This window comes from Alteromonas sp. MMG017 (assembly GCF_018100795.1).
Classification (GTDB): Bacteria; Pseudomonadota; Gammaproteobacteria; order Enterobacterales; family Alteromonadaceae; genus Alteromonas.
Genome location: NZ_JAGJDY010000005.1, coordinates 303,240 through 317,293, shown reverse-complemented (window position 1 = coordinate 317,293; position 14,054 = coordinate 303,240). Strand labels below are relative to the sequence as shown.

General features: G+C 44.9%; 15 protein-coding genes. 2 read left to right on the top strand and 13 right to left on the bottom strand.

Features of this window, described 5'->3' with window-relative positions; translation table 11 throughout:
- Positions 1-14: 14 nt before the first annotated feature.
- From J8L84_RS10305 to rpoE, 10 genes are all read right to left on the bottom strand, one after another.
- On the bottom strand, positions 15-842 hold the full coding sequence (locus J8L84_RS10305) for a TatD family hydrolase (RefSeq protein WP_211070615.1): 828 nt from the start codon (positions 840-842) through the stop codon (positions 15-17).
- A 25-nt stretch (positions 843-867) separates the two neighbouring features.
- Entirely contained in the window at positions 868-1,506 is a 639-nt protein-coding gene (gene pdxH, locus J8L84_RS10300; protein WP_211070614.1) for a pyridoxamine 5'-phosphate oxidase, read from the bottom strand.
- 150 nt (positions 1,507-1,656) lie between these two features.
- Positions 1,657-2,568, bottom strand: coding sequence for a GTPase Era (gene era, locus J8L84_RS10295; protein ID WP_211070613.1), 912 nt, complete (start codon positions 2,566-2,568; stop codon positions 1,657-1,659).
- Positions 2,552-3,241 (bottom strand): ribonuclease III, encoded by a 690-nt coding sequence (gene rnc, locus J8L84_RS10290; RefSeq protein ID WP_057790686.1) that lies wholly within the window; start codon positions 3,239-3,241, stop codon positions 2,552-2,554. The genes era and rnc overlap by 17 nt, the downstream gene beginning before the upstream one ends.
- The gene (gene lepB, locus J8L84_RS10285) at positions 3,241-4,146 is read right to left on the bottom strand and encodes a signal peptidase I (protein ID WP_063457524.1); all 906 of its coding nucleotides are present in this window, start codon (positions 4,144-4,146) and stop codon (positions 3,241-3,243) included. The genes rnc and lepB overlap by 1 nt, the downstream gene beginning before the upstream one ends.
- A complete protein-coding gene (gene lepA, locus J8L84_RS10280; RefSeq protein WP_211070612.1) occupies positions 4,146-5,942 on the bottom strand; it encodes a translation elongation factor 4 in 1,797 nt (598 codons plus the stop codon). Before lepA ends, lepB begins: the two co-directional genes overlap by 1 nt.
- Before the next feature lie 206 nt (positions 5,943-6,148).
- Positions 6,149-6,589 (bottom strand): SoxR reducing system RseC family protein, encoded by a 441-nt coding sequence (locus tag J8L84_RS10275; protein ID WP_211070611.1) that lies wholly within the window; start codon positions 6,587-6,589, stop codon positions 6,149-6,151.
- Complete coding sequence (locus J8L84_RS10270) at positions 6,589-7,791, bottom strand: MucB/RseB C-terminal domain-containing protein (protein WP_211070610.1); 1,203 nt, start codon at positions 7,789-7,791, stop codon at positions 6,589-6,591. Before J8L84_RS10270 ends, J8L84_RS10275 begins: the two co-directional genes overlap by 1 nt.
- Positions 7,792-7,826: 35 nt before the next feature.
- Positions 7,827-8,426: an RseA family anti-sigma factor gene (locus J8L84_RS10265; protein ID WP_211070609.1), complete on the bottom strand. Its 600-nt coding sequence runs from the start codon at positions 8,424-8,426 to the stop codon at positions 7,827-7,829.
- An 89-nt stretch (positions 8,427-8,515) separates the two neighbouring features.
- Positions 8,516-9,094 (bottom strand): RNA polymerase sigma factor RpoE, encoded by a 579-nt coding sequence (gene rpoE, locus J8L84_RS10260; RefSeq protein ID WP_013783342.1) that lies wholly within the window; start codon positions 9,092-9,094, stop codon positions 8,516-8,518.
- Positions 9,095-9,289: 195 nt separating this feature from the next.
- On the opposite strand from rpoE, the gene nadB reads away from it, so the two are divergent.
- Entirely contained in the window at positions 9,290-10,951 is a 1,662-nt protein-coding gene (gene nadB / locus J8L84_RS10255; RefSeq protein WP_211070608.1) for an L-aspartate oxidase, read from the top strand.
- 271 nt (positions 10,952-11,222) lie between these two features.
- On the opposite strand, the gene J8L84_RS10250 is transcribed toward nadB, so the two are convergent.
- From J8L84_RS10250 to J8L84_RS10240, 3 genes are read right to left on the bottom strand one after another with little or no spacing between them, the layout of a single operon-like run.
- Entirely contained in the window at positions 11,223-12,077 is an 855-nt protein-coding gene (locus J8L84_RS10250) for a MaoC/PaaZ C-terminal domain-containing protein (RefSeq protein ID WP_211070607.1), read from the bottom strand.
- Positions 12,067-12,516 (bottom strand): protein YgfX, encoded by a 450-nt coding sequence (locus tag J8L84_RS10245; protein WP_211070606.1) that lies wholly within the window; start codon positions 12,514-12,516, stop codon positions 12,067-12,069. The genes J8L84_RS10250 and J8L84_RS10245 overlap by 11 nt, the downstream gene beginning before the upstream one ends.
- A gap of 34 nt (positions 12,517-12,550) precedes the next feature.
- On the bottom strand, positions 12,551-12,808 hold the full coding sequence (locus J8L84_RS10240; RefSeq protein ID WP_013783338.1) for a succinate dehydrogenase assembly factor 2: 258 nt from the start codon (positions 12,806-12,808) through the stop codon (positions 12,551-12,553).
- 212 nt (positions 12,809-13,020) lie between these two features.
- Here J8L84_RS10240 and J8L84_RS10235 point away from each other — a divergent pair, with 212 nt between their 5' ends.
- Entirely contained in the window at positions 13,021-14,049 is a 1,029-nt protein-coding gene (locus J8L84_RS10235; protein ID WP_211070605.1) for a glycine cleavage system protein T, read from the top strand.
- Positions 14,050-14,054 lie beyond the last annotated feature (5 nt).

The following is a 14,054-nucleotide window of genomic DNA, read 5'->3' as shown; positions in this document are numbered from 1 at the left end:
AGCCGCACCTATTTTTAATTATTCTTCACCGTTTTACGAAAAAGTGAGTTACGAAAAAGCGTGAAATAATTTTGGGTGGTAAGTGCGTCTAAGGCTTGTACATCATACTCCCCAAGTTTACCCAGCGCTGCTAACACATCACAAAGGTATTCAGGACTGTTTCGTTTCCCCTGCCGCCCCTGCATTGGCATATCAGGCGAATCAGTTTCTAGTAGCAATCGGTCTGCGTGGTGCTCAAGCAAGTAAGCAACGGTTTCTTTCGTTTTCTTCGCTCTGTCATAGGTAATGGTGCCCCCCACGCCAATATAAAAGCCTTTATCGATATACGCTTTGGCTACCTCTACACTGCCAGAAAATGCATGAATAACGCCGCCCTCTGCAAATTCTGCTTTTTTTAGACTTTCAAATATAAGATGGTGACTTTTTCGATGATGCAAAACAACAGGAAGGGCGTATTCACTCGCTAATCGCAACTGTGCTTCAAACATCTCTTGTTGAAGCGGCATAGGTGTCGCTATATGGCCGTCTAAGCCGATTTCACCTAATGCTACCATGTGAACACTCGATTGAGATAACAGTCGCTGCAGGGCGGTTAAGGCAGTGGCATTATCAGTTTCGTTGGTAGATAAGAAGTAAGGATGCAAACCAAACGCAACATCTATCGAGATAGTGTGCGTACTTTGGTTTGAATAGGATTGTATCGCTTGTTGCGTAGACCACTGCGACACTTGCGTGCCAGGAATAAGAATACGTGTTACACCAGCACTGATTGCGCGGTTTACCACTACCTGCCAGTCATCTTGAAATGCTGGCAAGTCTAAATGGCAGTGGCTATCAATCATTAAAGAATGCCAGGATTAATCCCCCTTAAGGCATTAAACGCTGGGTATTCCAGTTGCCACTTTCATCACGGTTGTATTCAAACCGGTCATGTAACCTGTCTTCGCCGCCTTGCCAGAATTCAATTTGGTGAGGAACAATACGAAAGCCCCCCCAGAAGTCGGGTGCCGGTAGGGTTTTATTCGCAAACTTTTGCTTCATTTGCGCAAACTGAGTATGCAAAAGCTCGCGGCTGCTAATAGGTTTGCTTTGCTCAGAAGCATAAGCCGCTAACTGGCTATCTTTAGGGCGAGAAAGGAAATAGGTCGCGTTTTCCTTAAAGGAAAGCTTTTCTATTACACCACACACTCTTACTTGTCGTTCCATGAAAAACCAAGGAAAATGACATGAAACCTTAGGGTTTTGACTAAGCTCTTGTGCTTTGCGGCTGCCTAAATTAGTGAAAAAGACAAACCCAGCTTCGCTTACATCTTTTAAAAGCACAATACGCTGAGAAGGCTGACCTGTAGCATCAACGGTCGCCACAGTCATGGCGGTAGGATCGGGAATTTCAGCGGTGATGGCATCTTTTAGCCAACGGTCAAACAATGAAAAAGGGTTTGCAGTTAAGTCTTTATCTTGCAGACTCCCCTTTGCATATTGTCTGCGCATATCGGAAATTGCCATACCTACCCCTTTTTATTGCTTTGTGACTAATGGATGCTAGCTGATTTTCTAGCTGATACGTTTGGGATTTTGATTTGGGCTACACGTTCTTACATTATATTTTGGGCTAACGACTATTGCGTTAAGCCCAAAACAGATAATTGCTGAGTGCTAACTATCGTCTGAATAACCTAACGAACGTAGAGCACGTTCATCGTCAGCCCAACCTTGTTTCACTTTAACCCACATTTCTAAGAAAACTTTGTTATCAAACAAGTTTTCCATATCTTTACGGGCATGTTCACCAATGGTTTTCAGATGCTTTCCACCCTTGCCAATAATCATGCGCTTTTGCGTTTCACGCTCTACAAGGATAAGACCACTGATACGATATACACCATTTTCAGCTAGCTTAAACTGTTCAATTTCTACCGTCGTGGCGTAAGGAAGTTCATCCCCCGTGAAGCGCATCAGCTTTTCGCGAATGATTTCAGCGGCCATAAAGCGACTTGAGCGATCGGTAATGTAATCTTCTGGGAAGAAAAACTCGCTTTCAGGCAGGCTCTTTGCCACAAGCTCTCGGATGTCATCCACCATTTTGCCCTGTTTAGCGCTAATGGGGATAATATGCTCAAACTTATATTTTTCAGATAGACCTTGAAGGTGAACCATAAAGGCTTCTTTATCTTCTACTTTATCCATCTTGTTGACGATAAGGTAGCAAGGTAGGCCTGAGGCTTTCACTTTAGACAACACCATTTCATCGTCGTCGTTCCAGCGTGTACCCTCTATCACGAACAACACCAAACCCACTTCTGCAAGAGAACTTGAAGCGGCTCGGTTCATGTACCGGTTCATGGCGCTTTTTTCTTCGCTATGAAGTCCTGGGGTATCAACGTAAATGGCTTGGTAATCGCCTTCCGTGTCGATACCTAAAATACGGTGACGGGTCGTTTGTGGTTTACGCGACGTAATACTTACTTTTTGCCCGAGCAATCTATTAAGTAGTGTTGATTTACCTACGTTGGGGCGCCCTACAATAGCGACTAAGCCACATCGGGTTGTATCATTTGGCTGTGTCATCGAGTGTCTCCAAGGTAAGTCTTGCTGCTTCCTGCTCGGCTTTTCTTCGGCTATTTCCAGAGGCCGAAACGGGCTTATCTAACGTTGTCACCGTGCAGCTCACTTCAAAAATTTGAGCGTGATCTTTCCCCGAGATAGAGATAACTTCATAAGATGGTAATGGTAGCTTACGACCTTGCAGATACTCTTGAAGACGGGTTTTGCTATCTTTAGGGTGCGCGTTGGGGTTTAACGCTTCAATACGGCTTTCCCATAAATGGTAAATAACGTTACAGACCTCATCCATCCCTGAGTCCAAGTAGATTGCGCCTAACACCGCTTCTACTGCGTCTGCCAATATTGAACTGCGACGATGACCGCCACTTTTAAGTTCACCAGGACCAAGGTGAAGTAGTTCACCCATGCTCGCTTCACGGGCCAGTTCGGCCAACGTATCGCCTTTTACTAAGGTTGACCGCATACGGGTAAGCTTACCTTCAGGCACATCGGGGAAACGCTTAAACAAGGTTTCACCTATGACCATACCTAAAATAGCATCACCTAAAAACTCTAATCTTTCATTGTGCTGCTTTGCTGCACTTCTGTGGGTTAGCGCTTGCTCTAGCAAGGCTTCATTATTAAATGTGTACCCTAACGCTTTACTCAAGCGAATATATTTATCAATACCCTGCATTAATTAATGCCACCTACGCGTTCAAATCTAACGCCCGTTGGGATCCATGTTGGCAAAACACTGTCGCGGCTGCGTTCGAATTCAAATGAAATCCAAATGGCAACGGCTTTACCTACTAAGTTTTCATCCGGTACAAAGCCCCAAAAACGGCTGTCTCGGCTGTTGTCACGATTATCGCCTAATACGAAATAATGACCATCAGGTACAATCCATTCATTGCTGCGTGTACCTGGCTGAGTATAGAAGTTACTTGAAGAAATTTCTCTAACTGGGTGGCGTAATATATCGTGCTCATTGTCACCTAGCGTTTCTGTGTAACGCATAAGCTTAGCCATATCCTGCACAAATTCGTCACGACCCACAAAATCTAATGGCATAGCCGTAAGCTTACCGCAGTTTTTCGCAGCACCTTCGCACTTAGACTTGATATAAACTTGTTTATCTTGATATACCACGGTGTCGCCAGGTAACCCGATAACACGTTTGATGTAATCTACAGAGGTGTCTTCCGGGTATTTAAATACCACCACATCGCCACGCTCTGGTACGCCGGTTTCCACCAGTTTACTGCGAAATACAGGGTCTTTTATTCCATAAGAAAACTTCTCAACCAGAATAAAGTCGCCCACCAACAAGGTTGGCATCATCGAGCCTGATGGAATTTGAAATGGTTCGTAAATAAACGAACGCAATACCAACACAAAAGCGATAACTGGAAATATTTGCTGCGAGGTATCAACCAAGTAAGGAAGCTGTGGCTCGCCTGCAAAGTTGGCCCCTTCCGCTTTTGCCGATTCCTGTAACCGCGCCTTTCGCTTTGGCGCAAACACCATGCTATCCACCAGCCAAACAAGCCCTGTGGTTAGCGTTAGAAGTACTAAAATAAGCGAAAAGTAATTGGCCATTACTTACCTACCTTCAAAATTGCCAGGAATGCATCCTGCGGTAATTCAACATTACCTACCTGTTTCATTCTTTTCTTTCCATCTTTTTGCTTTTGAAGCAGCTTTTTCTTACGACTTACGTCACCGCCGTAACACTTGGCGATAACGTTTTTACGTAATTGTTTCACCGTACTACGCGCAATAATGTGGTTGCCAATAGCAGCTTGAATAGCGATATCAAACATCTGGCGAGGAATAAGCTCACGGAGTTTCTCTACCAATTCACGCCCACGGCCTTGTGAATTATCACGGTGAGTGATCATGGCTAGCGCATCTACGCGCTCGCCATTAATCATAATATCGACACGTACCATGTCAGAGACTTGGAAGCGCTTAAAGTTATAATCAAGAGAGGCAAACCCACGACTGGTTGATTTCAAACGGTCGAAGAAATCCAGAACCACTTCAGCCATAGGCAACTCATAGGTGACTGCCACTTGCTTACCGTGATACGTCATAGCGGTTTGCATACCCCGCTTTTCAACACACAAGGTAATGACGTTACCTAGGTATTCCTGCGGCACAAGAATATTCGCTTCAACTAATGGTTCGCGAATTTCGGCAATATCGTTAACTGCGGGTAACTTAGACGGGTTATCACAACTTAAAATTTCGCCCTTGGTGGTTTCTACTTCGTAGATTACCGTAGGTGCCGTAGTAATAAGACCAAGATCGTATTCGCGTTCTAAACGCTCTTGAATGATTTCCATGTGAAGCATGCCAAGGAAGCCAATACGAAATCCAAAGCCTAGCGCTTGCGAGCTTTCTGGCTCATAAAACAATGAAGCATCGTTCAAGCTTAGTTTAGCTAACGCATCACGAAAATCTTCGTAATCGTCTGAGCTAATTGGGAAAATACCTGCGTAAACCTGCGGTTTAACTTTCTTAAAGCCAGGTAAAGCGCCTACGGCGGGTTGTCTCGCTAAGGTAATAGTATCGCCTACCGGAGCGCCTTGAATGTCTTTAATACCCGCAATAATAAAGCCTACTTCACCGGCGCGAAGCACGCCTGTATCTAGGGCTTTGGGGGTAAACACACCAATTTTATCAACTTGGTGAGTTTGGCCATTCGACATGATTTGAATTTTATCTTTCTTAGAAAGCTCACCTTCTACGATACGAACTAATGACACTACCCCTTGGTAGTTGTCGAACCATGAATCAATGATAAGCGCTTTTAGCGGCTCTTCACGGTTGCCGCCCGGAGGAGGAATTTTATTTACAATAACTTCTAGTACATCTTCAATACCAATACCTGTTTTTGCCGAGCAGCGCACGGCGTCAATGGCATCGATACCAACAATGTCTTCAATTTCTTCGGCTACACGCTCTGGTTCAGCCTGTGGTAAATCTATTTTATTTAAAATAGGTACCACTTCCATGTCCATGTCCATGGCGGTATAGCAGTTAGCTAGGGTTTGTGCTTCCACGCCCTGTCCGGCATCAACCACTAACAATGCACCTTCACATGCTGCAAGTGAACGAGACACTTCGTACGTAAAGTCTACGTGTCCTGGAGTGTCGATGAAATTCAGCTGGTAAATTTCACCATCTTTAGCAGTGTAATTAAGCGTTACGCTTTGTGCTTTAATAGTAATTCCACGCTCCCGCTCCAAGTCCATTGAATCAAGAACCTGTTCGGCCATTTCACGATCGGCTAGCCCGCCACAATGTTGAATAAGACGGTCAGACAGAGTCGATTTACCGTGATCGATGTGAGCAATAATACTGAAGTTACGAATGTGCGATTGTTGCATAATGCTGGAAATTACCTGCAGAAAAATTCATTAATATAAAAAAGAATGGTAGCTATTGTTTGTGTTGTAGCTAGCGCGTGCGGATTTTACCCATTTCTGTACACAAAAGCGAATAAGCTTGTGGGTTATATTGCCAAAGATTGGAATAGTGTAAGCCAAAGTAGCCATTTTGGTAATAATATTGCCGAATTCGCGCGAGTATTACGCTAAATAGTATTCAATAGTACGGGTTGAAACTTACCTTTATCAAGCCGTTTAAGTTTAAATGCGATGGCTTTATAAGTTGCAAAGGTAAATGCGGCGGCGGGTAGCCCCCCCCACAATTCATGGCTAAGCCCAATAGAAGATAGCGTGGCATTTGCAAGGGCAAAGACCGCGATAAAAACCGTTAGAGGCAACAAATACAGCCACGCGGAGGCACTTAACACCCCTTCTTCAGGTACACCCACGGTTACGTCTTGCCCTATCGTTACCGGCATAGGTGAACGTAACGTTAGCTGCTGAGTTTTAGGTGCTAATGCTCTGGATATAGCACCCGTGCCACAGTCACTTTGGGCTTGGCAACTACTACAAGTCGATTTAATGGCAGCCTCGACAGTAATAAGATCGCCTTCTATTGCGACAACACGCGCGGTTTCAGTAATCATTATTTATCTGCCGTAGGAGAAAGCGAGGTAGCAATAGCATTTGCGGTTTGCAGTGGTATTTCACCCACCACGGTCACCTGCGTATTTCCATCGGTAAGCGTTAAAAATGTACTCAAATCATTCCTAAGCACTAAATCACCACCAAGGGCATCTTTTGCTGGCTGCACATAAACAGACACATCGACCAAGCCATCACTGTACATTTTATATTCTACCACTTGCCCGGTTAAGGCCAGGCGACGAGTATCACCACGTACTTCTTCCATACCATTAGGCAAGTACTTAACTTCCCAATTTGGTTGGCGCGATTGCTTTTGCGTTAATGCCATTGGCTTAGGTAAAGACGCTTGATTAATACGTGCGAAATAGTCGTCAGGGGCATCGGTTATTTTAAGTGAGGTTACTTGAATCTGCTCTAACAATCCGCCCTGCAAATCAAGCATATTAAGTTTCAGTACCATGCCTGAATCTTCATCTAACCATAGCTGGTAGCTGAAGCGACTATTGTCGCGGCTAACGATACGTATTTGTTGAGCGGGTCTACCTGCAACGCGTGCTCTGCCCACAGAGACAAATTCATAACCGCTTTTTAATCTATCAGGATGATGAAGCAGTTCGCTGGGGATAGGCCCATTGATAAACTCAGAACGAAGACTATAAGGCGATACATCAGGCTCAAACACACTTACAATACCATTAACACGAATTTGCTCGCGGCCTGGCCCATTTTGTAAATTGAGTTGCTCCATACTGGTGCCATCCTCTAGCACACCATGACGCCATAAAAAGGGAATGGTTTCGCGGCCCGCTCGACTTTGAACAAAAGCAACTTCAAAGTTTTGGGTTTTCACCACTTCACTTAATTGCATAAGCCAATCTGACGTTGTTTGAGGATGGGGGTTCACGACAACTACATCAGTGGCATGAGGTACTGATTGAGGTGCTGCCTGGGCCGAAGTTAGTGAAGCATCTGCAGTTGAGGGCAACGTCGACGGCGACGTTTCAGCGCGTTCTGGAGATGTATTTTGCACAGATTCGCTTTCTTGCGCTGCGGCGCTAAACGATAAACCTAAAGACACTATAAGGGCATAGGTCATGGCTTTGATGAAGGCGCGAAGACGAATACTTACTTTTTCTTGGGCTAAAAACACGCGTACCAGCACTAAAAGTGCTGGTACGTTATTACGATAATCTATTTTCATTAAACGATATTCTTATTAAGCGTCGTATGAACTGCTTACGGGCGGTTATCTGCACTCGCCTCGGCATCGTCAGTTTCAGATTCTTGCGCTTGTTTCAATTTAACTTGCTGCTCGTGATCGGCAATAAGTGCATTGATTTTACGCTTTTTCTCTAATACTTCGTTCATGTCATTGCGAGGCAATGCACGCGTTTGCTCTAAGCTAACTGGCGCTAAACCACCCTGCGGTCCTGCCGTAGGTGCTGTCATGAAAGGCTCTGTAGGCGCAGGTTGATTGAAGTGTTGAACACCTAAAATCACGGCTACCGCAACCGATGCAGCAACGGCAAACTGGCCAGACTGTTTTGCAAAAGGAGCTACACCGCCAAGAACTACGCTGCCGAGTACTGGAATTGAACGCCAACGTGAAGCTTTTGGCGCGACAATAGCAGGCTCATTTTCAAGCGCGGCCGCGACACTGCCAGTAATATCTAACTGCGGTGCAACACTGGCTTCTTTGCGCATTGCGCCCCTAATAACATGGTAACGTTGCCATTTGGCCTGCAATTCTTCATCTTGCTTAATCGCATCAATGATTGCATCGCCATCTATTTCGCCATCCATGAAAGCGGACAAATTTTCTTGCTGTTGCGTCATAAATTCATTTCCTGATCAACTGTGATCAATTAATACCCTAACACAGCTGTTAGTCTGCTCAATATAATGAAAGTTCATTTTCATTATATTTAATTTTCTAACAATGGCTGAATCACTTTATCGATAGCCTCTCGCGCTCGGAAAATTCGTGAACGAACGGTACCTACTGGGCACGCCATCACATTTGCAATTTCCTCATAACTTAGCCCTTCTATTTCACGAAGGGTTATCGCCATGCGAAGGTCATCAGGTAACTTTTCCACCACTTTAAATAAGGTTTCTTCAATTTCATCCGTTAACAAACTACGTTCTGGCGTGGATTGCTCTTTAAGCGCATCACTGCCTTCGTAAAAGTCTGCTTCGTCTGCGTCGACATCACTAGCGGGTGGCTTTCTTCCTTGCGCAACAAGATAGTTTTTAGCACTGTTTACCGCGATACGGTACAACCAAGTGTAAAACGCACTGTCACCACGAAAGTTTGGTAATGCCCGATAAGCTTTTATAAACGCTTCTTGGGTAACATCAGCCACATCACCGCTGTTTTTTACATAGCGCGATACCAAATGCATGACTTTATGCTGATAGCGAGTTACCAGTAAGTTAAATGCATTTTTATCGCCACGCTGTACTTTTTCGACCAATTGTTGGTCGGTTATCTGCTCGCTCATTCGAGCCATTACTCCTACTTCAACTACCCAATAGCTCTCACAAGCATTGATATAGACGCACACTGTTGCAAAAAGTTCGGTGTAAGCATTAAAAATAGTTAAAAATGCTGAGACAAAGCCATCTGGATCATTGTGTTTTGCCACTCATCCTTTAGACTTGCCGAACCTTTGCTCGTTTAATATATACAAAAATACATGAAATCAGTGTCATCTTCACTAACTTCCACATCAAATTCCATTGAACATCGATGTGATGTACTGATTATAGGTAGCGGCGCCGCGGGGCTTAGCCTTGCACTTAGGCTTGCCGACCACTGTCAGGTTATTGTGCTCAGCAAGAGCGATCGTAATGAAGGGTCTACCCGGTATGCCCAAGGCGGCATTGCTGCGGTGTTCGATGAGCAAGACTCTATCGATGCTCATGTGCAAGATACGTTAAAAGCGGGCGGCGACTTATGTGATGAGCCTGCCGTACGCTTTACTACCGAACGAGCAAAAGAAGCGCTAAGCTGGCTTATTGGTTACGGTGTGCCCTTTGATACCGAAACAACGGAGTCTGGTGAAGAACGTTTCCACCTTACCCGCGAAGGTGGGCATAGTCACAGACGCATTCTTCACGCCGCCGATGCCACCGGTGAAGCGCTGCAAATAACATTAAATGATGCTGTCTCTGCTCACCCTAACATTCACGTTTTTGAACGTTACAACGCTATCGACCTTATTCCATCGAAGGATGATAAAAAGCGGGTTATTGGTGCGTATGTATGGAACCGCCAACAAGAGCATGTTGAAGTTATTCGCGCGCCCTTTATTTCACTAGCGACGGGCGGTGGAAGCAAGGTATACCAATATACCTCTAACCCAGATGTATCAAGCGGTGACGGTATTGCAATGGCGTGGCGAGCGGGTTGTCGTGTTGCCAATATGGAATTTAATCAATTCCACCCTACGTGTTTATTCCACCCGCAAGCCCGAAACTTTCTTATTACCGAAGCACTTCGTGGTGAAGGCGCGAACTTATGTCACGCCGATGGCACCCGTTTCATGCACAAGTTTGACGAGCGTGGCGATTTAGCACCTAGGGATGTGGTTGCCCGTGCCATCGATTATGAAATGAAGCGCCTTGGGGCTGACTGCATGTATTTAGATATCAGTCATAAGCCTGCTGACTTTATTGTTAAACACTTTCCAAATATCTATCGTAAATGCCGCTCATTAGGCATAGATATCACCCGAGAGCCTATTCCAGTGGTGCCCGCAGCCCATTACAGCTGTGGCGGTGTGGTAACCGACTTTAATGGAAAAACAGATTTAGCCAACGTGTACGCGATAGGAGAAGTTGCCTATACCGGCTTACACGGCGCAAACCGCATGGCTTCTAACTCGCTACTTGAATGCGTTGTATTTGCCAGTGCTGCCGCCGAGCATATTATCTCTACGTTACCTTCAGCTTCCTGTGAAGAAGCCATTTTGCCTTGGGATGAAAGTCAGGTATCAGACTCTGATGAAGAAGTTATTATTCAGCATAACTGGCACGAACTACGCCTATTTATGTGGGACTATGTTGGCATTGTTCGCACCGATAAACGGTTAGAACGCGCTATGCGGCGGATAAACTTGCTGGAACAAGAAATTGCCGAATACTACGCACACTTTAGGGTAAGTAATAACCTTCTTGAATTAAGGAACTTGGTTACCGTAGCTGAATTGATTGTGCGCTGCGCTATGCAACGAAAAGAAAGTCGGGGGCTGCACTTCAACCTAGATCATCCTGGGCAAATTGAAAATCCGACGCCTACCTTTTTGTGTCCCGAGAAAGATGCGCTACCTTCGGTGCCAGGGACACTTATTTCTTAACTTTGGGGGGTGAGTTAACACCGCCCCTTAAAGCCCCAAGGTGACTTGGCATTACAATAGAAATACAAAAAGCCCGCTTCCTAATACAGCATGTTTACTTCGCTATATTGAGAAGTGGGCTTTTCTATTTACCTTGCGCTTCACGTTTTACCTTGCGCTAAACGTTGAATTCGATTTGTTATTTTTTGAATACACCGAACTAAACAGGTCGACTTACCGGTTAATCATCACCGCTTTGATATCGTATCGAAATAACAACTTCAACTGCAAATTAAAGTGTCGATACCTCTGCATCTAAATGTACTTGCTGATCATCACTGCTGGTAATCTCCAGAATGGAGCGGTCTTCATCACGGCACATTTGATAGATATTAATGCTGCAAGGCAACATAACGGGTCGTCTAAAACGACAAACCACATCTGAAATATGCTGACCATCCGATACGGGTACAAATGATAACGCGCGGGCAAGTGTCCACATTCCATGGGCAATTGGGCGTTTAAAACCAAACGCTTTGGCACTTAGTCCAAATAAATGAATGGGGTTATAGTCGCCGGAAATTTTCGCGTAGCGTCGGCCGGTGTCCGACGTAACATCGAGCTCTGCAAGCAAGTTTTTAGGGCTATCGACACAGCTTTCAGTGGTATCTTGCAGCGGAGCTCTAGGTGCCACGTGTACCGCTTTCACCTTCACCAAGTAGCTACTGATTGCTTTGTAAACACAGCGCCCTTGTTGAAAAGCGTCTAAGGAAACATCAACTTCCCAGCCACGCGAGTGCGGTCTAACATCGCTGAATCGCACGCGGCATTCAAACGTCTCGCTTAAATCGCATTCCTCTAGCACTTCTACCCGATTGGCAGCATGTATTAATCCTAGCAAAGGAAACGGGCTTTTCTTATCAAGCAAACACTGCATTTGAAGGGGCAAAGACAGCATTTGCAGATACAAAGGATGCATGGTTGCTGCATCTGGCCACGCCACTTCTTGACAGAACGCACCGTAGTGTTTGTTATCAATATTAATCTGCTTAGTGTAAATGCGAGGCGGTAATGTGGGTGGTTTGAATTGCATTAACTGTCGGGTATCGACACGTTTAAACAAAGCTTTTGCATACTCACGAAACATCAATGTTATTCCTTGTTTGGCCTGCTCCTTGAGCGAAGATTATTGCTCGGCAAAGCCGCCGATAATCTGCCTCAGAGCATTCACCTTTTAATACCCAGCGTACATGCTCGTAATACGGCTGGTACCATTTTCGCGCAGTTCGTTCCACATTTAGGGTTAGACCCCATGGAAACAATAATGACGATTTATGAAGATTCACCGCTGGCGAATAAACCTCTTCACCCGATACCATCAACGCCCGCAATGAACCATCGTCTGTAAGCGTGTAAACATCGTTAGATGGCGCCGCTGTCGGTTTGCTTAATTTACGCCATGCATTCCGGCAAAACGCTATGCACATCAGCGCGCACAACCAAAGCCAACTTGGACTTATCCAAGTCCATACGGCTTCGGGTAAATTTACAATACTGAAACCTAAAGCAGCAATAAGAATTAGCATTCCTACTGCATGTCTCCATGGCGAGTAAGTGAGTTTAACCCTGTACTTTGACACGATTAACGATAGTAGACACCATACCAGCAAGTTCTGGATCTTGGCATTGTTGATGGCCCATAAACCATGCAAACAAGTCCGGGTCGTCGCTGGTAAGTAAGCGTTCGAATATTTCTTGTTGTTCGTAATCTAGCGAGTCGAAGGCTTCATCAACAAAAGGCATGAGTAACACATCAAGTTCTAACATCCCTCTGCGGCATGCCCACTTTAATCTAGCGCGTCTTTTTGGCTCAAACATATATTCACATTCTTAATTATTGTTTTAACACTATCATCATATTACCACGGTGAAGGGCGAAGGATCACTGCCCTTTTAGACAGAAACCTGCTTCGATAGTGTCTGGTGATACACGAATTCCCCTCAAAATGCGATAATCTCACGGCTTACCCTTGATAAAGCGCGCAAACCCCTCACCTACTACATTATAAATTCTTCATTCGGAATCTTTGATGACAGCGTTAACGACTCTTTCTGATTTACCTTCGCACTATGCAATTAAGTTAAAAGACAACATGCTAATAAAGCTGGAAGGCGAGCAAGCTGATAGCTACCTGCATGGACAAGTGACGGTTAACGTCAACGCCTTAGATGAGAATACGGTAAGGCATTGTGCCCATTGCGACAACAAAGGAAAAACGTGGTCTATTTCGTTTGTGGGTCGCCATGATAATGGTCGCCATGAAAATGGTCGTCATGAAAATGCTATTTTCATGCTAACCAACAAAGACTCTGGTGCTCACTCCCTTGCTCAACTGAATAAGTACGGTGTGTTTTCAAAGGTAGATATAACCGATGAATCAAATCAGTACACGCAATTCTTCTTAGGTGAAAACCTAGGGCAAATGTTGCTTGCCAGCTATTTTGACACCCTTCCTAGTGAGCCATTAACCAGTGTACATAGTGACGCAGGGTGGGTATTTAAAAGTGATACTCAACGCGCTGCTTATTTTGTGGTACTGAATTCCTCCTTAGTCGCTGAGTTTGAGCAAAAAATTAAAGATACTAACGGCGCCATTTTTGAACAAAATGTATACGATGCTATTATGATAGAAAGTGCGATACCTTCTATTCAGGAAACCGGCATCAGTGAGTACGTTCCCCAAATGATGAACGTACAGGCACTCAACGGTATCGATTTTGACAAAGGCTGCTATATGGGCCAGGAAGTAGTTGCTCGCACTCGATTTTTAGGTAAGAACAAGCGTGCAGCTTATAGTTTCTCAGTGCCAAAAGCGTTTCACATCAACGCTGGCGATACGCTAGAAAAGCAATTAGGCGAGAACTGGCGTCGCGCTGGCATGGTCATTCGAAAAGCTGAACTTAGTGAAGAAACCTGGTTTATGGCCGTGCTTTCAAACGATACCACTGAGCAAGATATTCATCGCCTAGCTGATCAAGTTGAAATTACCTGCTACCCTAGCCCCTTACCGTACAGCATTGAGCAGGCAAAAAGCTCACTGGTGAAAAAACGTAAATAAGCATT

Excerpts from the sequence above, each read along its gene's own strand:
- J8L84_RS10275 (WP_211070611.1), bottom strand. The coding sequence starts at position 6,589 with ATGATTACTGAAACCGCGCGTGTTGTCGCAATAGAAGGCGATCTTATT.
- J8L84_RS10240 (WP_013783338.1), bottom strand. The coding sequence starts at position 12,808 with ATGTTTGAGCCAAAAAGACGCGCTAGATTAAAGTGGGCATGCCGCAGA.
- J8L84_RS10250 (WP_211070607.1), bottom strand. The coding sequence starts at position 12,077 with ATGTTTCGTGAGTATGCAAAAGCTTTGTTTAAACGTGTCGATACCCGA.
- J8L84_RS10235 (WP_211070605.1), top strand. The coding sequence starts at position 13,021 with ATGACAGCGTTAACGACTCTTTCTGATTTACCTTCGCACTATGCAATT.
- pdxH (WP_211070614.1), bottom strand. The coding sequence starts at position 1,506 with ATGGCAATTTCCGATATGCGCAGACAATATGCAAAGGGGAGTCTGCAA.
- J8L84_RS10270 (WP_211070610.1), bottom strand. The coding sequence starts at position 7,791 with ATGAAAATAGATTATCGTAATAACGTACCAGCACTTTTAGTGCTGGTA.
- nadB (WP_211070608.1), top strand. The coding sequence starts at position 9,290 with ATGAAATCAGTGTCATCTTCACTAACTTCCACATCAAATTCCATTGAA.
- lepA (WP_211070612.1), bottom strand. The coding sequence starts at position 5,942 with ATGCAACAATCGCACATTCGTAACTTCAGTATTATTGCTCACATCGAT.
- lepB (WP_063457524.1), bottom strand. The coding sequence starts at position 4,146 with ATGGCCAATTACTTTTCGCTTATTTTAGTACTTCTAACGCTAACCACA.
- era (WP_211070613.1), bottom strand. The coding sequence starts at position 2,568 with ATGACACAGCCAAATGATACAACCCGATGTGGCTTAGTCGCTATTGTA.
- J8L84_RS10245 (WP_211070606.1), bottom strand. The coding sequence starts at position 12,516 with ATGCTAATTCTTATTGCTGCTTTAGGTTTCAGTATTGTAAATTTACCC.
- rnc (WP_057790686.1), bottom strand. The coding sequence starts at position 3,241 with ATGCAGGGTATTGATAAATATATTCGCTTGAGTAAAGCGTTAGGGTAC.
- rpoE (WP_013783342.1), bottom strand. The coding sequence starts at position 9,094 with ATGAGCGAGCAGATAACCGACCAACAATTGGTCGAAAAAGTACAGCGT.
- J8L84_RS10305 (WP_211070615.1), bottom strand. The coding sequence starts at position 842 with ATGATTGATAGCCACTGCCATTTAGACTTGCCAGCATTTCAAGATGAC.
- J8L84_RS10265 (WP_211070609.1), bottom strand. The coding sequence starts at position 8,426 with ATGACGCAACAGCAAGAAAATTTGTCCGCTTTCATGGATGGCGAAATA.